At 62.4% G+C, this 21,228-nt stretch carries 17 protein-coding genes and 3 pseudogenes; 13 read left to right on the forward strand and 7 right to left on the reverse strand.

From position 1 onward, the window contains the following. Positions 1–347 precede the first annotated feature (347 nt). Both RCH22_RS14580 and RCH22_RS14585 read right to left on the reverse strand, forming a co-directional pair. Positions 348–1,556 (reverse strand): LCP family protein, encoded by a 1,209-nt coding sequence (locus RCH22_RS14580; RefSeq protein ID WP_327012698.1) that lies wholly within the window; start codon positions 1,554–1,556, stop codon positions 348–350. Between the two features lie 964 nt (positions 1,557–2,520). After that, positions 2,521–3,918, reverse strand: a complete 1,398-nt coding sequence (locus RCH22_RS14585) for a glutamate decarboxylase (protein WP_322189852.1) — start codon at positions 3,916–3,918, stop codon at positions 2,521–2,523. Between the two features lie 356 nt (positions 3,919–4,274). Between RCH22_RS14585 and RCH22_RS14590 the strand changes: the two genes are divergently transcribed. Then, entirely contained in the window at positions 4,275–6,392 is a 2,118-nt protein-coding gene (locus RCH22_RS14590; protein WP_327014471.1) for a KUP/HAK/KT family potassium transporter, read from the forward strand. A 397-nt stretch (positions 6,393–6,789) separates the two neighbouring features. Here RCH22_RS14590 and RCH22_RS14595 read toward each other — a convergent pair whose 3' ends face one another. Beyond that, positions 6,790–7,446 carry a DUF1345 domain-containing protein gene (locus tag RCH22_RS14595; RefSeq protein ID WP_322187940.1) on the reverse strand — a complete coding sequence of 219 codons (657 nt, stop codon included), beginning with the start codon at positions 7,444–7,446 and terminating at the stop codon, positions 6,790–6,792. A gap of 161 nt (positions 7,447–7,607) precedes the next feature. Here RCH22_RS14595 and RCH22_RS14600 point away from each other — a divergent pair. Both RCH22_RS14600 and RCH22_RS14605 read left to right on the forward strand, forming a co-directional pair. Next, positions 7,608–7,925 (forward strand): annotated as a pseudogene (locus RCH22_RS14600) (helix-turn-helix domain-containing protein); the annotation flags it as partial. 541 nt (positions 7,926–8,466) lie between these two features. Next, positions 8,467–8,940, forward strand: a complete 474-nt coding sequence (locus tag RCH22_RS14605) for a hypothetical protein (RefSeq protein ID WP_322136701.1) — start codon at positions 8,467–8,469, stop codon at positions 8,938–8,940. A gap of 136 nt (positions 8,941–9,076) precedes the next feature. Here the strand turns inward: RCH22_RS14605 and RCH22_RS14610 are convergent, their stop codons facing one another. After that, positions 9,077–10,498 (reverse strand): Nramp family divalent metal transporter, encoded by a 1,422-nt coding sequence (locus RCH22_RS14610; protein WP_327014472.1) that lies wholly within the window; start codon positions 10,496–10,498, stop codon positions 9,077–9,079. A 231-nt stretch (positions 10,499–10,729) separates the two neighbouring features. Here RCH22_RS14610 and RCH22_RS14615 point away from each other — a divergent pair, with 231 nt between their 5' ends. Further along, positions 10,730–11,470 (forward strand): VIT family protein, encoded by a 741-nt coding sequence (locus tag RCH22_RS14615; protein ID WP_322136703.1) that lies wholly within the window; start codon positions 10,730–10,732, stop codon positions 11,468–11,470. A gap of 544 nt (positions 11,471–12,014) precedes the next feature. On the opposite strand, the gene RCH22_RS14620 is transcribed toward RCH22_RS14615, so the two are convergent. Then, positions 12,015–13,100 (reverse strand): sensor domain-containing diguanylate cyclase, encoded by a 1,086-nt coding sequence (locus tag RCH22_RS14620; RefSeq protein WP_327014473.1) that lies wholly within the window; start codon positions 13,098–13,100, stop codon positions 12,015–12,017. A 217-nt stretch (positions 13,101–13,317) separates the two neighbouring features. On the opposite strand from RCH22_RS14620, the gene RCH22_RS14625 reads away from it, so the two are divergent. Both RCH22_RS14625 and RCH22_RS14630 read left to right on the forward strand, forming a co-directional pair. Further along, the gene (locus RCH22_RS14625) at positions 13,318–14,802 is read left to right on the forward strand and encodes a cytosine permease (RefSeq protein WP_322136705.1); all 1,485 of its coding nucleotides are present in this window, start codon (positions 13,318–13,320) and stop codon (positions 14,800–14,802) included. 130 nt (positions 14,803–14,932) lie between these two features. Continuing rightward, a complete protein-coding gene (locus RCH22_RS14630; RefSeq protein ID WP_322189222.1) occupies positions 14,933–15,754 on the forward strand; it encodes a nitrilase-related carbon-nitrogen hydrolase in 822 nt (273 codons plus the stop codon). Between the two features lie 277 nt (positions 15,755–16,031). On the opposite strand, the gene lgt is transcribed toward RCH22_RS14630, so the two are convergent. Continuing rightward, positions 16,032–16,988, reverse strand: coding sequence for a prolipoprotein diacylglyceryl transferase (gene lgt, locus RCH22_RS14635; RefSeq protein ID WP_322136706.1), 957 nt, complete (start codon positions 16,986–16,988; stop codon positions 16,032–16,034). A 364-nt stretch (positions 16,989–17,352) separates the two neighbouring features. On the opposite strand from lgt, the pseudogene RCH22_RS14640 reads away from it, so the two are divergent. The 7 genes and pseudogenes from RCH22_RS14640 to RCH22_RS14665 form a co-directional block, all read left to right on the forward strand. Next, a pseudogene (locus RCH22_RS14640) lies at positions 17,353–17,555 on the forward strand (IS3 family transposase); the annotation flags it as partial. Positions 17,556–17,571: 16 nt separating this feature from the next. Then, positions 17,572–17,880, forward strand: coding sequence for an HAD family hydrolase (locus RCH22_RS21220; RefSeq protein ID WP_369125154.1), 309 nt, complete (start codon positions 17,572–17,574; stop codon positions 17,878–17,880). Positions 17,881–18,061: 181 nt separating this feature from the next. Continuing rightward, entirely contained in the window at positions 18,062–18,169 is a 108-nt protein-coding gene (fliW, locus tag RCH22_RS14645) for a flagellar assembly protein FliW (protein ID WP_322136707.1), read from the forward strand. A 198-nt stretch (positions 18,170–18,367) separates the two neighbouring features. After that, positions 18,368–18,535: a hypothetical protein gene (locus RCH22_RS14650; protein ID WP_322136708.1), complete on the forward strand. Its 168-nt coding sequence runs from the start codon at positions 18,368–18,370 to the stop codon at positions 18,533–18,535. Further along, positions 18,532–19,278 carry a cytochrome b N-terminal domain-containing protein gene (locus RCH22_RS14655; protein WP_327014474.1) on the forward strand — a complete coding sequence of 249 codons (747 nt, stop codon included), beginning with the start codon at positions 18,532–18,534 and terminating at the stop codon, positions 19,276–19,278. Before RCH22_RS14650 ends, RCH22_RS14655 begins: the two co-directional genes overlap by 4 nt. After that, positions 19,275–20,240, forward strand: a complete 966-nt coding sequence (locus tag RCH22_RS14660) for a hypothetical protein (protein ID WP_327014475.1) — start codon at positions 19,275–19,277, stop codon at positions 20,238–20,240. Before RCH22_RS14655 ends, RCH22_RS14660 begins: the two co-directional genes overlap by 4 nt. 173 nt (positions 20,241–20,413) lie before the next feature. Further along, positions 20,414–20,533 carry an acetylxylan esterase gene (locus tag RCH22_RS14665; RefSeq protein ID WP_323504678.1) on the forward strand — a complete coding sequence of 40 codons (120 nt, stop codon included), beginning with the start codon at positions 20,414–20,416 and terminating at the stop codon, positions 20,531–20,533. On the opposite strand, the pseudogene RCH22_RS14670 reads toward RCH22_RS14665, so the two are convergent. Beyond that, positions 20,520–20,896 (reverse strand): annotated as a pseudogene (locus RCH22_RS14670) (transposase); the annotation flags it as partial. The gene RCH22_RS14665 and the pseudogene RCH22_RS14670 overlap by 14 nt on opposite strands. Between the last annotated feature and the right edge of the window lie 332 nt (positions 20,897–21,228).

Raw genomic sequence — 21,228 nt, forward strand, 5'->3', positions numbered from 1 at the left:
CCACGTAACCGGGCGGGGGTTCAGAAATAGAAGTGGGCAGATCTAATGGCCACCAACGGGCCTTTCTACTGGCCATCAGTGGGCAGTTCCGTGGCCGCCTATGGGCAGTTTGGCATGGCCGCTAACAAGGGATGAAAGCGTCGAGTTGCGAATATCGACGCCGGGACAAGGCCAACAGGGATGCGGGCGGTATCCGTGGTCCGGGGACTTTCTGCCCAAGAAGCAATCCCTCTCCCCTGCTCCCGCCAGAAAATAGGCTTTCGCGTCAGACAGGTACCGTATCCGCGTGTCTCAAAGCGCTATTTTCGTTGTGACCCAGCGTGGATTTCCGGGATGGGTCGAGCGCCCTAGTTTCCTTTGCTGCAGGTTTGTTGAGCTGCTGTTTGTCCCGTCACGGTCGTCGGGAGGACGGCGCCCCCGGGGCCGGGCGTGGCCGCCTGCACAGGGGTGGGTGTGGTGGCCGGTACAGTCTTGCCCGGCACAGGAGTCGAGAGGGAAGTGGGCGTGGGATTCGGGGCCGCGGGCGCAGATTTGTCCAGAACGGCTGCCCGACCGGGGGCACCGCTGAGCTGAATGGGCTGGTCAGCGGCGAGAGCTGCGTTCACGACAGCAGCACCCTCCTTCTGCGGGATGACACGGTTCACGTCCTGAGGGTCGGCCACAGCGGGGTACTGAAGGAAGACCATGTTCGCCAAGCCGGTATCTTTGAGCGCGAGCGCAATTTGGACCTGAGTCGTGGGATTGGTCAAGGTGTCAGAGAGGACCATGTTGTCTGTCGCCGCCTTGGCCAGGGAGTACAGCATGACAGGGTTACCGAGGACGCCGCCCGTTTCGACTTTCCGGGCCAACGCAGCCATGAACACTTGCTGGTTGCTGATGCGGCCCAGGTCGCTGCCGTCACCGACACCGTGTCTGCTCCGCAGGAACGACAAGGCCATGTCACCGACGATGCTCTGCTGTCCGGCCGCCAAATGCAAGGGCGGATTCGTGTAGAGGTCATCGATCGGGGAGGCCACACACACGGTGACGCCGCCGATGGCGTTGGACATCGCTGAGACCCCGTCGAAACTGATCTGGGCGGCGAAGGGAATCTGAACGCCGGTAAGTTTTTCGATCGTGAGCACCACGCAGGAAAGCCCTCCGCGGGCGAGCGTCGCGTTCAACATCACCCGACTGGACGCCGACGCCGTCGACCCATCAGATTGCGGACACGCGGGAACAGGGATCATGAGATCCCTAGGGAAACTGATCACACTCACGTTCTGATGGTTTTTCGAAATGTGTAATAACAGGGTGACATCGTTATTGCCCGCACCGGAACTTCCCGCCAAACCTGCGCCCGTCGCAAAAGCCCCACCCTGCCCGGACCGGGTATCCGTTCCCGTCAGGAGTAGATCGACCCCGCCGGAAATGGCTGCGACGTCTGCCGCAGGCGCAGCAGTGCTCCCGGGTGTGTCCGCAAGGTGGGCGAGATGCACGCCCGGTTTCACGCTGCTGGCAACATCCCACGTGGCAACAGCTGCAATAGTCCCCCCACTGACCAGGAGAACGCTCACGGAGAACACGAGCGCGACCCTCACGGTTTGCCATGGGCCACGCCGCTGCAACCGTCCGTGCCGAATAGGGGCACCCAAGGAATGCGCTCGCGTCCGAAGCGGTTGCGGCGGCTTTTCCGTCACGTTGACCCCGGCTTTCTCCTGCGGTCCGAAAGCGGCTACCCCGTCAAAAACAACACGCTTGCTCCGCACCTTATACAACGCGAGTAGGCAACTGCTGGGAACCCACCGAGCGGTTCGTGGCTCTGTCAGCAGCCGGAGCATGGGGAATCGAGAGTGTAGCTGGGACCAGGCTGCGTTCTGGCGCGGTGCGGGAGTGTCCTTCGGGCCTTTCCCGGGTCGAGGGCCTTATATGGGGACGTGCTTCATTGTTGCCTCCTCGACTGCCTGCTGTCCTATCGGAAGCACCGTCATGTCCACTGACCGTCCCGCTGACCGTCCGGAGCGCCCCAACACTTCGCGGGCAACGCATGCATTGACTAACCTCTGTCCACGCCCGACCTCGCGAACTGCTGTGAGGAGGCACACCGAACTTCTACACTCGACAAGACCTATTACGCTGAGGGAAACCCGATGTCAACAATGTGGACGGCCGTGACTCTCCGGACGGACGATGTTTTGGGCCAAACTTTTGTTGTCGTGGTCAAACGTGACCAGCACGGCCACGTTCCAACGGTCCTCGTCAACCCAATCGACACCGCCGGCCGCAGGCTGCCGGGTGTTTGGCTGAGCGAGGCTTCTCACCACACTGTCTACCGGCGCCTGCCAGAGAATCCCTCGCTCTAGGAGTGCGGTTCAGTTCTCGTTCAGTTCTCGTTCAGTGCTTCCCCTCCGCGATCCCCCCTTATGGTCGACGCCGCCACCACGCCTGCCGTGACCGGGTCTCCTTCATGGCTGCATTTGGCATCGCGGCGCCCAACCGAACCTACGGGGAATCTGCTGTGCGGATGACCGCCGCGGGGTGTCAGTGCGTGAAGCCGGGTTGCTGCCCTTCGACCGGCATCGGCCCCTCGAGCCTGTCGAGGTAGGCCGTCTCCTGCTCGATGACCGTGAGCAGGCGTGCGGCCAGGTCCATGCTGAGCCCGTTGCGCACAACGATGCGTTGCACCGTCATCTCGGACAGGTCGTCGGGCATCCGGTAGGCGGGAACGAGCCAACCATGGGAACGCAGCCGGTCCGAGAGGTGGAACAGGTTCCAATTCCGGGTGTGGCCGGGGGTGAGCCGCCACGCGAACACCGGGATATCGGAACCGTCATTCCACAGGGTGAAGGCGCCGATCTTCTCGATGCCGCGCGCAAGGAATCGTGCCACGTCCTGGGACACCTGCTGCACGGCACGGTATCCCTCGAACCCGAGCCGGAGGAAGAGGTAATACTGCAGGAGCACCTGCGCGCCGGGACGGGAGAAATTGAGGGCGAACGTGGGCATGCTCCCGCCGAGGTAGCTGACGTGGAAGACCAGGTCCTCCGGCAGCAGGTCCTTCGAACGCCAGACGATCCAGCCCAGGCCGGGGTATACGAGGCCGTACTTGTGCGCGGACGTGTTGATCGAATGCACCCGTTCCAACCGGAAGTCCCAGGCCAGTTCCGGCTGCAGGAAGGGCGCGATCATGCCCCCGGATGCCGCGTCGACATGGATCGGAATGTCCAGTCCGGTGCGTTCCTGGACCTCGTCGAGGGCTGCGGCGATCGCCGCGACCGGCTCGTAGACCCCGGTGTAAGTCACGCCCATGATCGCGACGACGCCGATCGTGTTCTCATCGACATAGCTTTCGAGGTTGTGCCCGTCGAGGCTCGGATGCTCCTCGCTGATGGGCACGAAGCGCGCCTCGACGTCCCAGTAGTTGCAGAACTTCTCCCAGCACACCTGCACCGCGGAACTCATCACGAGGTTCGGCTGCCCGGTCGGCTTCCCGGCCGCCCGCCTGGCCTGCTGCCAGCGTCGTTTCAGGGCCAGTCCACCGAGCATGCACGCCTCCGAGGACCCGATCGTCGACGTGCCGATCGTGTCCATCGGCTCCGGCGCATGCCAGAGGCCCGCGATCATCCGCCAGCAATACTCCTCGATCGCCGCGGTCTGGGGGTATTCGTCCTTGTCGACGACGTTCTTGTCAAAGGCCTCCGTGTAGAGCCGGCCGGCGTGATCATCCATCCAGGTGCCCACGAAGGTCGCGAGGTTCAGCCGGGCATTGCCATCGAGCATGATCTCGTCGTGGATGATCTGGTACGCGGTGTCCGGCTCCATCGGGTCCGCGCCGAGGACATAGCGTGGGACAACGCTGTCCTCCCCCGGGCGGGCGAAGAGCGGGTTGATCTCTAAGAACTCCGGCTTGAACTCTGAGTTGGCCTGCATGGGGTCCATGCTGCCGTATCGGGCCGGGAATCGACCACGAACCGCCGTTGCCCGCAGCCCGGTCGGGGTGGCGTATGCAGTCGATCTGCTCTGCCGCAACGACGGGATGGTGTTGGAGATCATGTCGAAAAATGTACGTGTTGCTCAAAGATCTTTCGTCGAGCTCGCGGGACGAAACACCGCAGACGAATGCGCGATGACCACCTACCGTGCTCTAACCCGACACCGCGTCTCGACCCGCATCGCCGCCCTGCTCGTGGTGTTACCGCCTTCGATGACGACCAGGGCTTCACGCACCCCAGCCGCCGGGCCTTCCATCTATTTCCGGAGGTTCACAGAGAGGGGCGGTCCGTGGGAACTCTGGAGTGGGCGCCGGCCAGGTCGACTTGGTGCTCACCGATGGTTGCCGACACGTCGCACGATACCCGTTGCGGCACATAACGCTCTCCACGCACCCTAGGATTCAGGAGTTAGTTGACGCGGCGCCTTCAAGACCGCTTCGCACGCTAACCGTTAACCGGATCGACAGCGGTCCCAGCTGCCGTGAGCCTGTCTTGGATGTAGAAAGATTCGTGAAGTTGGAAAAATTGAGCGCACGCGGTCCGGCTTTGGTTGTGGGTCCCATGATTGCGGCGATGGGTGTCGTCTTCGGCGATATTGGCACCAGCCCGCTTTACGCGGCGACGACGACGTTTGACGCCGGCAGTTTCGATGTCAGCGGACCGTCGGCCGAATATGTGTATGGGTCGACGGCGACCATCCTCTATGCGCTCACTTTGGTTGTCACGATCCTCTACGTGCGTTTCCTGATCCGGGCTGACAACCGAGGCGAAGGTGGGCTTCTCGCACTATTCGGGCTTCTCCGCCGGAGCGGTCTGAAAGCTCGAACCCTCACGACCTTCACTATTGTTGCCATGCTGGGTGCCGCAATGTTTCTAGGCGATAGCGTGATCACCCCCGCGATCTCGGTCCTGTCCGCAGTAGAAGGTCTAGAAGTGATCCAGCCGACCCTGTCCGCCCTTGTGGTGCCGATCGCAGTCGTGATCTTGCTGGGTGTTTTTGCGATACAAAGATTTGGCACCCGAACAATCGGACGGCTCTTCGGCCCGATAATGTTGCTCTGGTTTCTTGTCCTCGCAGTGACGGGTGGCGCATCGATCCTGGAGGACCCCGCGGTCCTTCAAGCGCTCTCACCGCACTGGGTTGTACTTTTCTTCATCGACCAGCCCGGGACAGCATTCTTCGCCCTCGGCGCGATCGTTCTGGCCGTTACGGGAGCCGAAGCCCTCTACGCCGACCTAGGCCATTTCGGCCGACAAGCGATCACGCGCGCATGGATGTGGGTCGTCTTTCCCGCCCTAGTCCTCAACTATCTTGGGCAGGCGTCCTTGGCTCTGCGCCACCCGCAGGAGGCGACCTCATCTTTCTTCGGCCTCGTTCCCGCGTGGGGTCAACTCCCCATGGTCATCCTCGCCACGGCCGCCACGATCATCGCTTCCCAGTCTGTGATCTCAGGGACATACTCCGTCATCCATCAAGCGTGGCGTCTGGGGCTCTTCCCTCCACTTCGAGTAGTTCACACATCGGAAAAGAACGAGGGCCAGATCTACGTTCCAGCCATCAACGTCCTACTTGCACTTGCTGTGCTCGCCGTGACAATTGGCTTCCGAGGATCCGCCGCGTTAGCCTCCGCATACGGCATCGCTGTCACCACTACCATCTCCATCACCACTATCGTCTACCTGGCCTGGAGTTGGGCACACTCCAGACGCCTCACGCCAAGAATTCTCGCCGCAGGCGCAATCCTCCTGGTGACTGTCGCGTTCCTCGTTGCGAACCTACCCAAAGCGACCTCGGGAGGGTGGCTCCCACTCGCAATCGGCGCAATCATATTCACAGTGATGGGCTCATGGTGGATAGGACAGCAACGCATCCGCGCCGCACGACGCATCGGCGAGCTCCCCCTCAGCGACCTGGAGTCATTCCTCACACGCGCCAAAGGGGACCTGTTCCGGGTTCCCGGAGACGCAGTGTTCATTACCCGGAATCCAAATATTGTGCCCGTTGCCCTGCGCACAATGGTCACTCAAAATCATGCCCTCCAGAAACGCTCCATCCTCTTGAGCTGGTCAACGATCGACGTCCCCTCCACCGTCGGGATGAAACAACGAATCAACGTCGAAACGTTCCCCTCCGGAATCGTTCGCGTCGTCGCGAAAGTCGGATTCCTTGAGCAACCCCGGATGACAGAACTCCTGACCGAAGCTCACACCGTCGACAAGACAGCGCTAGTAAATTTCGCTTCCTCACGCGCAACATTCTTCATCTCCACCCCAGTACCCCGCTACAACCGGCGGAGCAAAATGTTTCGCTGGGCCCAAGTCCTCTTCCTAGCCCTCGACAGGCTCGCACCCGACCCCGTCGACGTCATCGAGCTTCCCCGAGACAGAACCATCGTCCTCGCCCGCGAAGCACTCCTCTAAACCTCGGACCAACTCAAAGAAACGGTTGACGATCCCACAACCCCAGGCCGCTAACACTTGCTGAAGTTCACGGCCACATCATTGGGCCAGAGGACAGGCAAAGAGCGATCGCCAAGGAAGACCGTCAACGGTGACCCTTTGGCCGAAGAAGAACGAAAAGAGTTGAGGGAGGCTCGCACGCATCTGGGCTCGGAAGGCCGCCAGGCAACGGCTGTCTAGTTCTGAGTTTTCGAGACGGAGCTCGCGCGCGAATCAAGCCCCGGGACGGGGGCCCTGACCGGTATGGAGCAGAACACGAAACCGGGACCCGAGCGCCTTTCTGGCAACACTGGGGATGCTTCGTTCCTTCTCCAGACGTTTTGTCTCGAGCGAGTACGTGGTGCGCTGAAGCACTTGGTTAATGGGCGAGTCCGGAAACGAGGTTGATCGTTGTCGCTAGGACAACGACTCCCAAGACGTAAGAAAGCAACGAATGGCGCAGCGCGGTGATGCGGATATCGTGATTTTGCAGATTGGTGTCCGAAACTTGGAACGTGGCCCCGATCGTCACGGCCAGGTAAGCGAAGTCGGAGTACCGGGGCGGCTCGCGTTGATTGAAGTCAATGCCCCCGGTTTCGTTGCTGTAGTACAGGTGCGCGTATCGCAAGGTGAACACGGTGGTGACCATCAGCCAAGAAGCCGCGATCGTTGACAACGCCAAGGCGACGAGTCCGGCTTTGGCCAGTCCTTCCACGGTGCCAGCCTCAATGAGGATAAGCGCAATGGCCCAGAAACTGGCGATACTTGCGCACAGAATGAGTACCTCGGCGGCGAACCGGGATGGATCTTCTCGAGTGGCATATCGTGCGGTCTCAGAATGATCCAGTCGACCTACCGCTATCCACGTCCACGACAGGAAGACGACCGCCGCCCCAACCCAACCGATAGCCGGCGCGAATGCCCATTTCACAATCAGACCAGAGGCGACGCCAACGAGCACGCCAACGATGAAAGCCACGCTCGCCCTCGTGCCAGCATGAAAAATTGTTGATCGAAAGTCCTGCACCTGCTCCATCCCCAGATCCTCGCACAAAGCGCACGATTTAGAACCAACCGCCGGTGTGTTGTCGATGTCCCCTACTGGGTCTTTGTCGCTAGCCTCCCTACGTCAGGGTGAGTGAGGCCAGTAGCTCAGAGCAAGTCCGCCGTTTGACGTAGGGCGAGAATCAGGAAGTTCCGATGGGGTCCATGTTGTTCACGATCATGGCGGCGCTCGGACAGATGGAACGCGAAATCAAGCGAGAGCGTGTGGTTGGCTCGATCGTTAAACGCCGTGCGGCGGGCAAGGATCTGGGCGGTCGCTCGCGGATCAGCACTGACAGCCAGGTCCGCAACGCCCGCCGAATTATAGAGGGTGGAGAGACAGCAGCTCAGGTCGCGCTCGACCTCGGAATGTCCCGAGCTACCATCTACCGCCGAGTGCGCGCCTTGGGACTACTGCCAGATCAATCTGATGGCCAGATTCTGACAAGCGACGGCGCCAAATTGAGCTGATCGCAGGACGACAATGAATTACACCCAGCGGGACGTGACCCTGGTGTAAAGCGAAACCGTAGGACGGGCCACATCCAGGCACGGTTCAGTCAGAGTGATCTGCAAAGCTCGCCAACGCCCTATCGAAGCTGCAATAAGTACGCCATTCCGGAAAACGTCCGGGACGCATCACACTGAATGCTTCACCACACTGGCAAACGAGGCCCCAGAATGCTGCGGGGCTCTGCTCTTCGAACGAACGCCCACTGACCCGCCATTCGGTGGCCGAGACCCGTACAACTTTCAGATCCTCGAATCCGCCGGATTCCACACTGTGTTGCATAATGCGTCCTCCACGCTGAGTCCACTAATACGCTCTAAGTACCCGCCCAGCCGCCGCGAAACGCGAGCTATCGTCATGGCTCCCCAACCAATCCGAGCGCGCGGGCCTCTGCATATTCCTCCGCCGCGAGACAATGACATCAGCGTCGTCCGATCTCACGTCCCCTGAACTGACTTCGGGGGTGGTGCCGGTCAATTCAGCCGAAGTACGGGCGCCGGCGTGATTCGCAAGCCGCTCGTCACGCCAGAGGACACTCAGCGCGTACTGTTCACCGTTCTCGCCCGGTGGAGCACTTCCGCCATCTCGGAAATCGGCGTGCAGCTGTCCTTCGCGGCAGAATCTGCGTTCTTCGCCGAGGCCCTTGCCTGCATACTCGTGGCTCTGCCACTGAATCGCCGTCTTCGCGAAAGCGTCAGCCGGGACCTCGGGCGATTGAGAAAGGTGGGCAAGGTAGTGCTGCGCGGCAAGCACCTAGAGCTCGATCACGACGAGCCGGTCGCTGCGGCCAAAGACGCGGTGCTGATTTCGATGGTCTTTCCCTTCCAACTCGCTTACATCACGCTGCTCTATGCCGGCCTAAGAATCCAGCAGGCACAGTCCCTCGTGTCGGGAACCCGATCGGAGTTTTCGATCGGGCGCGAAGAAACGGCGGCCAGACGAGGGTTTCGTTTCGGATGGGATCTGCGCCTGTGACCATTCCGGCGTGAGGTGCCACTGTTTTATGCCCGCGTGCGCATCAACGTATCCGCCCGCTCGTCGACGAGGATGTGCAGGCCGGTTTCTGCTACCAAAGCCATTGGGTCCAAACTTCAGCTGTCGCTTCGACTGGTTAGTTTCCGATGAGGGTGTACCAGATGCCGTATGCGCCGGCGACGCACATGATTGCGGTGGCGGTCCAGCCCATGGTTGCGGCGAGCTTACCGTTTCGGTATTTACCCATGATGGTTCTGTCGCGGGAGATGAGCATCATCACGATCAGGAACGGGCCGGCGGCGATGCCGTTCACGATCGCGGAGAGCACGAGAAGTCCGATCGGGTCGGTGGAGACGATAGCGAGGATGGTGCCGGCGATGATACCAACGCCGAGGAGGGCGTAGAACAGGGGTGCTCTCCGGGGGGACCGGTCAAGACCCCAGTTCTTGTTCAAAAGCCCTGCCATCCCCGCAGCGCCGGATGCGGCGAGCACGGGCACTGCGAGTACCCCAGAGCCGATGAAACCCAGAGCGAAGAGGATACCGGCGTAGTTGCCGGCAATTGGTTCGAGTGCTTGGGCTGCCTCGGCTGCGCTGGTGACGGGGGTGTTGTGTGCGCCGAGGGTGGCTGCGGAGGAGGCAATGATGGCGAACATGATCAGCACGCTAAAGGCCATCCCGGTGAACACGTCCACTCGTCCATTGCGTAGCCGTCGGGCCGCTTCCGGCCTTGGCCTCTCGTCCAGGGCCGGCGCGTGATCGCCGCCACGTTTTTCGGCGCGGAGTTCCTCGATGCGTTGCGCGGACTGCCAGAAGAACATGTACGGCGAGATGGTGGTACCTAAGACCCCGACGATCAAACCGAAGTACGCCGGGGAGAACTGGATCTGCCCGCCGGTGAGGCCGCGGGCAACGTCGGCCCAATCTACGTTGGAAACGAAGAGGACTCCGACGTAGACCAGAAGAACCATGCACAACCATTTGAAGATCCGGCCGATCATCGCGAAGGACCCCGCCGTCACGGCCACAACAATGGCAATACCGGCGATCGCGGCCCACAGAAACGCGGGTCCCGCGTGCAGCAGGTTCATGCCCTGACCGATCGCATTCAGGTCCGCGGCCAGGTTCAGACAATTCGCAATGATCAGCAAGGCCAAAAGAATCCCGATCGCAACCCGGAATCCGCGGCTGAAGCGTCGACGGATCAGCGCGCCGAGGCTCTGCCCGGTGGCTAGGGCCATCCGGTCACAGATCTCTTGCACAGCCATCATTAACGGAAGCGTTAAAGGGACCGTCCACAACATGCTGTTGCCGTACGTCGCGCCGGCCTGGGAATACGTCGCGATCCCTGATGGGTCGTCATCGGCGGCACCGGTAACTAAACCCGGACCAAGGAGACCGAAAAAACGCGAAACCGGGTTTCTCTTTCCGTTTCCCTGACCGGTCCGTTCCGAGGCAATGTCCGCGCCCGGCAGGACACTTTCAGGCAATTCCTCGACCGTCATAGCGTTCCTCACGTCAGCGATTAAATCCGGGCAGCGCCGAGGTGGCCAAGGCATACCATGGTTACAGTACCTTGTCGGTGAGTCCGGCCACCTTCGTCGGTGTGCATTTCGGAATGCAGGCGCGCTACGGAAAGTGTCGCTGTCCGGTCAGCGTGGGACCGCGGAGGAGATGCAATCGGCTGACGGCCCCGATGATTGCGGCCAAGACAACCGTGGCCAAAGCGATGGCCAAAGCGTGGAGCGCCACGGTGCGTTCGGCGGAGTGAGATGTGGTTTACTCGGCTTATGTCGGATCGGGGCAAACGGGAGCCTCTAGACTCGCACCCTGATGAGCCCCATCAGGGTGGGGGCCTGTCGACCCGGCTGAACTGGTTGCGCGCGGGAGTGCTGGGGGCCAATGACGGCATCGTGTCAGTGGCGGCGATTGTGGTCGGGGTAGCTGGTGCAACCCACGTGGTCGGACCTATTCTGACTGCTGGCGTTGCGGCGCTCATGGGCGGCGCTGTTTCAATGGCTTTAGGCGAATATGTGTCTGTGAGCAGCCAGCGTGACAGTGAACAGGCGTTGATTGCGACGGAGAAACGCGAACTCGCTGAAACGCCGGAGCAAGAACTGGAAGAACTCGCAGGCATGCACCAAGCGCGGGGCTTGTCCCCTGAAACTGCGCGACAAGTGGCGGGAGAGTTGACCGAACATGATGCCTTGGCGGCGCATCTCGCGATTGAGCTAAACATCGACGAAAACGATGTTGCAAGCCCGTGGAACGCTGCATTGGCGTCGGCTGTCGCGTTCATTTGTGGTGGGATCATTCCCCTAGCAGCGATCTTGCTCCCACCTGACGCATGGAGGGTGCCGGTCACATTCCTGGCCGTGCTCCTCGTTCTCGCCATTTCAGGGGCACTTGCAGGTCATCTGGGAGGCAGCTCACGAGGACGGGCCACGTTCAGGATGGTCCTAGGCGGCGCGCTGGCACTGTTGTCCACGTTCGCAATCGGCTTGCTCTTGGGCTCCTCGGGTACCACATAGCCGCCCACCCCTCATACGTCGCCGCGCTCAGACATGGCAAGGACCGGACCCACCAAACACCCTCCCACGGACGACGCGGAACTCTCGCCGCACAACCTCATCCGTGACCGCGGTGAGGACGGGACTCACGACATTTCCGTTGCACATCCCGGACAACAAAATTGCGTGGCTCAAAATCGGAGATGCTTTCCACTGTTTCGGAACGAGCAAGGGATACCGGGCTACGATTCTCGTCATGGACGCAAGAGCGGGACGGTTCACGAAGAAAGCCTGGTTCGGGCCCAAGAAATACGTGGGTTGGGGATGGCGGATACTCAGCTGGAAAGGAGCCGTCGCGTCTGCAGCCTTCGTGGCCCTGATTGTAGTCTCCGGGATTGCATTCAGAGGCTCTGTGGCAGGGGTGCTCATCGTCGTTGGGTTGATCGGCGCATTCTTGGTAGTCGCTTGGCTGACCGGCACTCCGCCGGGCGGCCCATCATCTGATCAGTCCTCGACGCCCGCGCCACCCACCAACGGATAAGCCATAGCCCCCTGGTGGGACGGCTCAACGATGAGGCGGTTGCGGTTCTGTCCGCCGACGGGGCGCCAGTACCGACATGGAGCCAGGAACCTTCTTCGCCAAGTACATAGCGGTGTCGGCGTCACCAAGCAATACCGCTGGCTCTGTTGTGGCAGAATCCGTCACGGCGAATCCAATGCTCACGTGCACAGGCATAAACCAGCCCTGGACGTCCCATGGCTCGGCGGTAGCGGCCACGACCCGAGCCGCCAACTGTTCGGCATCGCCGACGCCACCGAAGTTCTCGCAAAGGCTCACGAACTCATCCCCACCGAAGCGCGCGACCGTATCGGTGGGGCGCAATACGCTGGCCAGTCTCCTCCCCAGCTCGATAAGGATATCGTCGCCCCCACCGTGCCCGAGAGTGTCGTTGATGATCTTGAAGTCGTCGATGTCGAGGTACATCACGCAGACCATTCCGCCGTTGCGCTCAAGTCTGGCCAGCGCACCTGCGAGGCGGTCCCCGTAAAGGGCACGGTTGGGCAACCCGGTCAGCGCGTCCGTGCGGGCCGAACGGCGCAGTGCGAGGACAGACCCAGCCAGTTTCCCTTGGTGACGAAGAATGTCCAGGACGTCAGCGGAGAACACTCGCGCATGGTGGTCGAAGATGGCCACGCTGCCAAGAACCACGCCGTTATCGATAAGCGGGACGCCCGCGTATGAACCGATGACGCCGCTAAGTACCATCGGGTTCTGCCAGTAGATGGGATGCGCAGCGGCATCGGAGACCATCGTGGCCCGACCCGTGTCAACTACCTCCGCACAAAAGGACAGTGCGTCCGGTACTGAGGTGCATTCTGCCCCGACACCAACTTCCGCCGCGTAAGTTTGCCGGTCGGCACTGACGATGTTCACGACGACCATCGGCGCCGCGCAAGCCAGGCGCAAGGTGGCAACCACCGCGTCCAGATCAGGGTCAGCCAAAGACCCGTGCAGGTCTGCGTCGGCGACAGCCTTGAGCCGGCGAGGATCGCGCACCCCTGTGATCACACCATTGAATCGGTCCGAGTCATCAAGGGGCAATGCCGCTGATACTGTCACGGCGAAATCCTCCGGTTCACCGAGGCTCACCCGGACAGTCTTGGTCGATCTTCACGAACCCCAATTCTACGACTTTGGATGAAACCCGGTGAAATACGACGGATACTCCCGCGAGGCGGTCAATCGGCTGCCAAACTGGCACAAGGAATCTCCAATCTGCCGTTATGGCAACATCGTTTGGGTAAGGCAGCGTGTACTTTTTTCACCTATCAGCGCTGAGCGTCCCGAAATTTCAAAGGAGAGATTTGTGACCGAAGAAAGCCCAACCAAGAACCGTGGTCTGGAAGTCCGTTCCATCGACTACGTGCCCAAAAACGAGCGGCACGGCAAGGTCTGGCACATCGGGCCGCTCTGGTTCATGTGCAACGCACAGATCGCGACCCTCGCGATCGGAGTCGTAAGTTTCGCCGCTGGCGGAAACCTGGTCTGGTCGCTCATCGCGATCACCATCGGGCTGGTCATCGGCACCGTCTTCATGGCGGCACACTCATCGCAGGGCCCGAAGCTCGGTCTGCCGCAAATGATCCAGTCGCGACCGCAGTTCGGCTACGTTGGCGCCCTCCTCGTGTGGCTCTTCGCCTTCCTCCAGTACGCAGGTTTCAACGTGTTCAACACGGTCCTCGCAGGCAACGCGATCAGCGGAGCGCTCCATTCCGACCCGGTCGTCTCTCCATTCTGGTTCTGGGCGGTCACCATCGTCGGCGCCGTCGTCGCCCTCTTCGGCTACGACCTCATCCACAAGATGGAGCGCTACCTCACGTACGTGACGGTCGTCGTCCTGGCACTCCTGACCTTCTCGGCGCTCGTCAATCTGCACCTGCCCACCGGGGCCTTCGATCTCGGCGATTTCAATCCAGTCGCATTCTTCTCCCAGCTGGGCGTCGTCGCCGGGTACCAGATCTCCTGGGCAATCTACGTCTCCGACTACTCGCGCTACCTGCCCGCCGAAACGCCCAGTCGCAGTACCTTCCGCTGGACGTTCTGGGGCAGCGCCATCGGCGGCGCCTGGCTGATCTTCCTCGGCGCGTACCTCGCCGCGGCCGTCACGGACTTCGACGCCGGCGATCCGATCACCGCCATCCAGGGCGTGGCCGATAGCCTCTTTCCCGGCTTCGGCACGATCGCGCTGCTCGTGATCGCTCTTGGCCTGGTCGCGGTCATCGTGCTGAACATGTACGGCGGATCCCTCACCCTCATCTCCTCGATCGACAGCATCCGCAAGGTGAGACCGACCGTAACCGTTCGAATCGTCACCGTCGCGATCACCGCCGGCATCTCCGGCGTCCTTTCGCTCTATGCCTCGAGCAACTTTGCGGTCTTCTTCGCGGACTTCCTCCTGCTCGTCTTGTACTTCTTCATCCCGTGGACGGCGATCAACCTCACCGACTACTTCATCGTGCGGAAGGGCCACTACGCGATCACGGAGATCTTCAAACCCAATGGCATCTACGGCCGTTGGGGCTGGGCGGGCATCACCGCTTACCTGGTCGCGTTTGCGTGCATGACCCCGTTCTTTGACATCTCGGGCTTCTACGTCGGGTTCGTTTCGCAGGCGATGGGCGGCGTCGACGTCGCGCTCTTCGTCGGCCTGCCGATCGGTGCGCTGCTCTACTGGCTGTTCACCAGGAACCTGGACGTCGCGGCCGAACGGCAACTCGCCGACGAGCAGGCCGACGCTCTCGAGCTCGCCTCGCAGGAGCAGGAAGACCTCGCGGGCGCTCTCATCGACTAGGGCCTGACGGGGTGAAACGGCCGGGCCTGTGACCTCCCTGGTCACCGGCCCGGCCCTTTCACGAATGATCACCTCCGGCCGCGATACGGAGCAACACAACGCACGTCGGCCACGAGACAAGGAGTAAGACATGATCCGCATTGCGTGTCGACAGCTGGCACCGGTCATTCCCGACCTGGCCGGCAACGTCGAACGATCCGTGGCCGCCGTGCGCGAATCGGTGGCGGCAGGCGCCCGACTGGTCGTGCTGCCCGAACTGGTCACCACGGGCTACATGTTCTCCTCGCAGGAGGAGGCCCGGTCCGTCGCCGTGACGACGGACCATCCCGTGTTCGCGCAGTGGGCACTAGCGGTGGCCGGCGTCGACGGCGTCGTCGTCGGCGGCTTCGCCGAACTCGGTGCCGACGGCCTCGTCTACAACAGCCTCGCCGTCGTCGACGGCTCCGGCGTCCTGGGGAGCTACCGCAAGACTCACCTGTGGGATCGGGAGAAGCTCGTCTTCACGCCCGGCACGGCCGTCCCCCCTGTCGTGGACACCGCGCTCGGCCGGCTTGGCGTCCTCATCTGTTACGACCTGGAGTTCCCCGAGATGACCCGCAGCTTGGCTCTGCGCGGGGCCGAGCTGATCGTCGTGCCCACCAATTGGCCGCGGGAAACCGTACCAGAGGGCGAGCGAGTCCCAGAGGTCACGGTCGCCATGGCTGCCGCATATACCAACCATGTCGGCGTCGTCTGCTGCGACCGCAGCGGCACCGAGCGCGGCCAGGACTGGAACGAGGCGAGCTCCATCATCAACGAGCACGGCTGGGTCGTCGCCACCGCCGACGCGTCGGGGATCGCGATGGCCGACCTGGATCTGCTCCTGTCCCGGGACAAGACCATCACGCCGTTGTGCGATGCGTTCGGCGACCGGAGGCCGGAGCTGTATAGCGAGGTCGTCGCACCCCGGTAGACCACCGCCCGGTCGGCTCGGCGATGGTGAACGGCGTCGGTCAGCGGCGGTGGTACGCCGCGAGCAACGCCCAGAGCTCCGCCCGCCCGGAGAAGGCATCGAGATCCAATTCCAGGATGGCCGCCAGCCGCTGGACCCGGGGCCGCAGACCATCGGACTTCGCTTACCTCGCAACGACGGCTCGAGCCTTTCGTTTTCTCGCAACACCGTTCACTCGTCTACCCAGAACAGCATGAGGTTCGTCTGACTGGACGCCACTAATCTGCTCCCGACTGTGTCAGGCGTCCCGGCGGCTGTCGCTCACCTGGCCACCCGGCAGATCCACGGCTGTGCCTCCACCCGTGTGTGAACCGGACGGGGCCTCCATCACCGCCAGGTCATCGATCGGGGGTAACTGTGGGTTCCGGTAGATGGATGTTTCCGGGCCGGGGTGTCGTCGGGTCTGGACGATGATGAGCACGATCCCGGCGATGGCGGCGAGGAGCGCGACGTCCACGTTGATCTTGAGGCCGAAGAGGAAATACTCGGTCGGGTCCAGGCGGAGCGACTCGAGGAACGCCCGTCCGGCGCCGTACCAGAGCAGGTAGAAGCCGAGAGCCCTGCCCCAGCGGAGGTTGAAGCGGCGCTCGAGCACGAAGATGATCAGGACGACGCCGATCGTGTTCCAGATCATCTCGTAGAGGAACAACGGCTGGAAGAGGGTCCCGGCCGGCAACCCGGCGGGGAAGGCTGCGTTGGTCGATTCGATCTCGAGGCCCCAGGGGAGGGTCGTCGGGCCGCCGTAGAGCTCGTGGTTGAAGTAGTTCCCGAAGCGGCCGAATGCCTGCGCGAGGAGCAGCCCGGGTGCGAGAGCGTCGGCGAAGGAGAAGAACCGGATCCCGGCCCGGCGGCAGCCGATGTATGCCCCGATGCTGCCGAACAGAATCGAGCCGAAGATGGCGAGTCCGCCTTCCCAGACGAACAGCACCTTCCACAGGTCTGCGCCGGGGAAGAAGTAATCGGTCGGATGCGTGACGACGTGGTACAGGCGGCCTCCGACGATTCCGATCGGGACGGTCCACATGGCGATGTCTATCACCATGCCCGGTTTGCCGCCGCGGGCGGTCAACCGGGCCGAAGACATCCAGACGGCGATAATGATGCCGGTCAAGATGCACAGCGCGTAGAAGTGAACGCGGAGGGGCCCGAGATCGAAATAACTGATAGTCGGGCTCGGAATGCTGGTGTGAAGCACCGCGTTCACCTTTCGGTCGTGTGCACGTGCGCACGTGTGCACGTGCGCAGTTGCCGGACGAGAATCTCCCGGGACGCAAGGAGAAGTCCGATGTCCAGAACCGCCAAAAGTTTATGCGGGCCCGAGTGGTTCAGCGCACCAGTGCGGCCCCATACCGCTTAGCCTCAAGACCGTTCAGTATTAGGGTGTCCGTGTTGCGTTGTGGGCACGGCGCGTAACCGTGAACCTGGTGTGACAACGATCGAGCAGATCGCGAGAGAATTCGGCGCTCACGCGATGACGTTGCAGAAGTGGCTGCAGCGCCCCGCAGTGAGATGACGGAACCAAATCTGGCCAGATACGCACCGAGTCGGCCGGGCATGGGGAGGCGCAGAAGCGGATCCGGTTGCTGAAGGAAGTCGAAATCCTGCGGCGGGCGGCTGCGTATTTGTCGCAGGCGAACCCGCCGGGAAAAGGTTCTACCCTCTCGTGGCTGAGCTCGCCGTTGACGGGATTTCCATCACGGTGACGTGTCGGGTCCTTAAGCTCTCTAGTCAGCCCCACTACCGATGGCTAGCAGCTCCGGTTGTGTTTGTTGGGAGTTGTGGGTTTGGCTGATCCGCCCCGGCCTGACGCGGCCGCGCTGATAGCCCAGTTGACCCGACTCGGCGTGCGCATGCGCATAGCTACCGGCGATGTTGTGAAAACCGCGCGGGCCATCGGCGCGCAGGTCGGTCTTGGCACGCACGTGTGCCAGGCAGCGGCCCGTGGTTGCAAAAGACCCGGAGGGCTGCGACCTCGGCACGAGTTCACCGCCGATGCCGATAACCGGCTCTGGCTCACCGACATCACACCGCGTCCAGTGAGCGCCACTCTGACATTCGTCTCCCACCGCCCGGGCTCGACTCGCTGACCGAGTTCGACCTCACGGAGATCGCCGGCGCGGACGGCCTGTCCACGCTGCCGTCCGCGGACGACCGGCACATCCGGCGTTCGTGCTCGACGCCGTGATCTACCTGCCGGACTAATCCCCCGTCGTCACCGACGACCGCGCCCTCGATCTCGCCGGTCCCGACCAGGCACTCGTTCTCGTCGTGACCAACCCGCGCGAGGGCGGCACGACCGTGAACCTCATGGCGCCGATCGTCGTGAACGCTGCGACGGGGCGATGCGCGCAGATCATCCTCGAAGGCCAGGGCTGATCTCTTCGCGCCAAACTCGGCGCCCACCCGGAGTCCTGACCGCGCCTTCCGCAGCACTCCTTCCTGAACGTAGTCTCAGGTTCTTTCCCCACGGAACGATGAGCAGATTTTCCCGAACGGGAATAACGTGAGTTTCATCGGGACACAGTCGCTCGGATCCACCCGTGGCTGGCCGATATCCCGAGCAATGGAGCCGCAATGAATCCGCTCATCAGTTACTTTGCGACTCAGGACAGTCCAGGCATCTATGTCGGCTGGGGGGCATTCCAGATCCAACTCGGCAATCTCATCGTGATCATCGTGATCATCCTGCTGTTTCTGCTGGCCCTCGTTCTCCCGTTCCCGAGTGGGAAGAAACGCCCATGAGCATCCGCGAGGAGCAGAAGAGTGAACCCGCCGAGGAGTACTACACCTGGACAGGTAAAGCCCGAGGCTGGTTGCTCAAGCACCTGCCCGCCGACAAACTGCTGCCACAGGACCAGCCCAGCTACGTCGCATCCTGGATCTACGTTTTCGGCATGGGCGCCATCGTCTCGCTCGTGTTCATCGTCGTTTCCGGCGTCGTGCTCAGCCTGAACGGGCCGGCCTGGTACCACGTCTCCGACTTCGGCCACTTCGTGAACAGCGTGCACCTCTGGAGCGTCGAGGTCTTCTTCATCACCATGGTCGTGCACCTCTGGGGCAAGTACTGGATGGCCGCCTGGCGAGGCGGGCGAACGCTCACCTGGCTGACCGGGATGGCCGCCTTCCTCGTCTCGATCGTCGCGGCATTCACCGGGTACCTGCTCCAGACCAACTTCGACTCGCAGTGGATCGCCTTCGAAGGCAAGGACGCACTCAACGCCTCCGGCATCGGAGCCTGGTTCAACGTGGCCAACCTCGGCCAGATCTTCGGCTTCCACATCGTGCTGCTGCCCCTCGCGGTCGGAGCCGTCGTCGCGCTGCACGTGATCCTGGTGCGGATGCACGGGGTCGTCCCCCCGATCGACGCGGCTGAGAGCGACGCCCAGCTGAGTGGCGAAGTGCTGCTCGGCGACGGTACAGCGCTCGGCCACAGTCCAGCGGCCCGACCGGACGCGAACCCGGAACAGGCGGAGGCGACGCAATGAGCACCGCAACGACGTCCCGCTCCAATCGCGACGCCCTCGCCCGACGCCCCTGGCGCGGAAGGGTGCGCGAATACGACCTCTTCAAGGAACTCACCGTTGCCCTCGTCGTCGTCGGACTCCTGATCGTGGGTCTCTCGGCGATCGCCGGCTCGCCGGACGAACCGAGCGTCACCCTCAAGTCCTGGGCGCAGGCCGAACCGGCGGACTTCGTCGCGACGGCGACCGCCGAGCTCGGCGGAACGAGTGATTCCGCCGGTTACGGGCCCCCCTACAACAACACTCCCGACGCGACCCAAACCATCGGGGCCTTCGACCTGCAGAGCTTCTCCGGAGTGCGACTGCCGATCGACACGGCGCAGGACCTCGTGATCACCCCGCTGACGACCCTCAACGTACCCCCGAGCGCCGCCCTCGACGCGTGGAACACCGCGATCGACACCCAGAAGACCGACTGGACCGCCGCATACACGGATGCCCTCACGAACACCCCCGACGGCGACCCGGCCCAGGTCGCCACCGGCGACTATGGCCCCGTTCCCGAACTCACGGGTGCCCTGCTCACGATGGCGAGCCAGGGCGCGCTCGACGGCGTCCTGAACGCGCAGCAATCGTTCTACAACGCCGACTACACCCGGACCATCCTGTTCCTCGGCGACGGCGCATACTTCGGTGACCTCGCGACCGCCCAGCACCTCACGGGCGACCAGTGGGGCATGATGAACGAAACGGGGAACACACCCGGACAATCCTGGCTGTGGCTCTTCTCCTTCTGGTATCAGGTCGAGCCATTCGCCTCCGCCCCGAACGCCGACCTGCTCGTCGTTCTCCTGATGCTCCTGCTGAGCGTGCTACTGACGCTCGTTCCCTTCATCCCCGGCCTGCGGGACATCCCACGGTGGATCCCGGTCCACCGGCTGATCTGGCGGGACTACTACAAGAAGCGCGCGACGGGCCGGGGCTGACCAGGGATTCTTAGGCGTGTCGGTCCTGCCGTCGAGGTGCAAAGTCCGTCGGGGATTGCGCTCGCATCGGGTCCGTAGTACCGGCGGCATCCGCCTACCGTTCACGAGCTCGAAGCTGGGCTCGTGCACTGCACGCCTGAAAGGTCCTTTCCCATGCCCGCTACAACCGCAGCCTGCCGGAACTCCGCGAGTACCGCTCGCTCGTTGCCGAACCAGACGACTTCGACGAGTTCTGGGAGGACACCCTCGCCGACGCCCGCCGGTTTCCCGATGAGCCGCGCCGAGGGCCTTGACCAGGTCGTCGACTTTCCGGGTCGAGACGCCGTGGAGGCAAGCCTCCATAACGACGACGAACAGGGCCTGTCCATCCGGCGGCGGCGCTCGAGGAGCGCGGGGAAGAATGAACCCTGGCGCCGCTTGGGGATCTTCAGGTGCAGGTCTCGGGCCGTGGTCGTCAACAGACGCGGGCGGGTACCGTTGCGTTGGGTGGTGCGGTCCTCGGAACGTCGGAAACGGCCGGCACCGATGAGGGCGGTGGCCTCCGCATTGATGAGTTCTTGGTAAAGCGTTTCGGTCGCGACGCGGATTCGGTCGGTGACGTCGGTGAGTTTGAGTTCTCCCAACAGGTCGAGCAGGGCAGACTGGTCTAGAGCCATCTCTAATGGTTAGTAGCTGGCCTGGGGCTGGCTGGCAAGCTGGTATCGGCCTTTCCCAACGTGACTCAAGAGCCATCTGTCCCGCGCAAGCGGTGGCTTTCACACGACCTGTCCGCTGGGCTAGGTCGGTGCCGGCCTGACCCGTTTCGATGGCTTCATAGAAGGTCGTCCACCCACGCTCCGGCGGGGGTGTGACTCATTAGAGATCTGCCTCGCGACGATTCTCCCAGGCCCGGATAACGAACCATTTACCGGAAGAAGACACTTCGTGAGCACCGTAGCTGACACATACAAATACGTCATCGGCGTGGATACCCACGCCAAAACGCACA

Source organism: Cryobacterium sp. GrIS_2_6 (assembly GCF_035984545.1).
In the GTDB taxonomy this organism is placed as follows: domain Bacteria; phylum Actinomycetota; class Actinomycetes; order Actinomycetales; family Microbacteriaceae; genus Cryobacterium.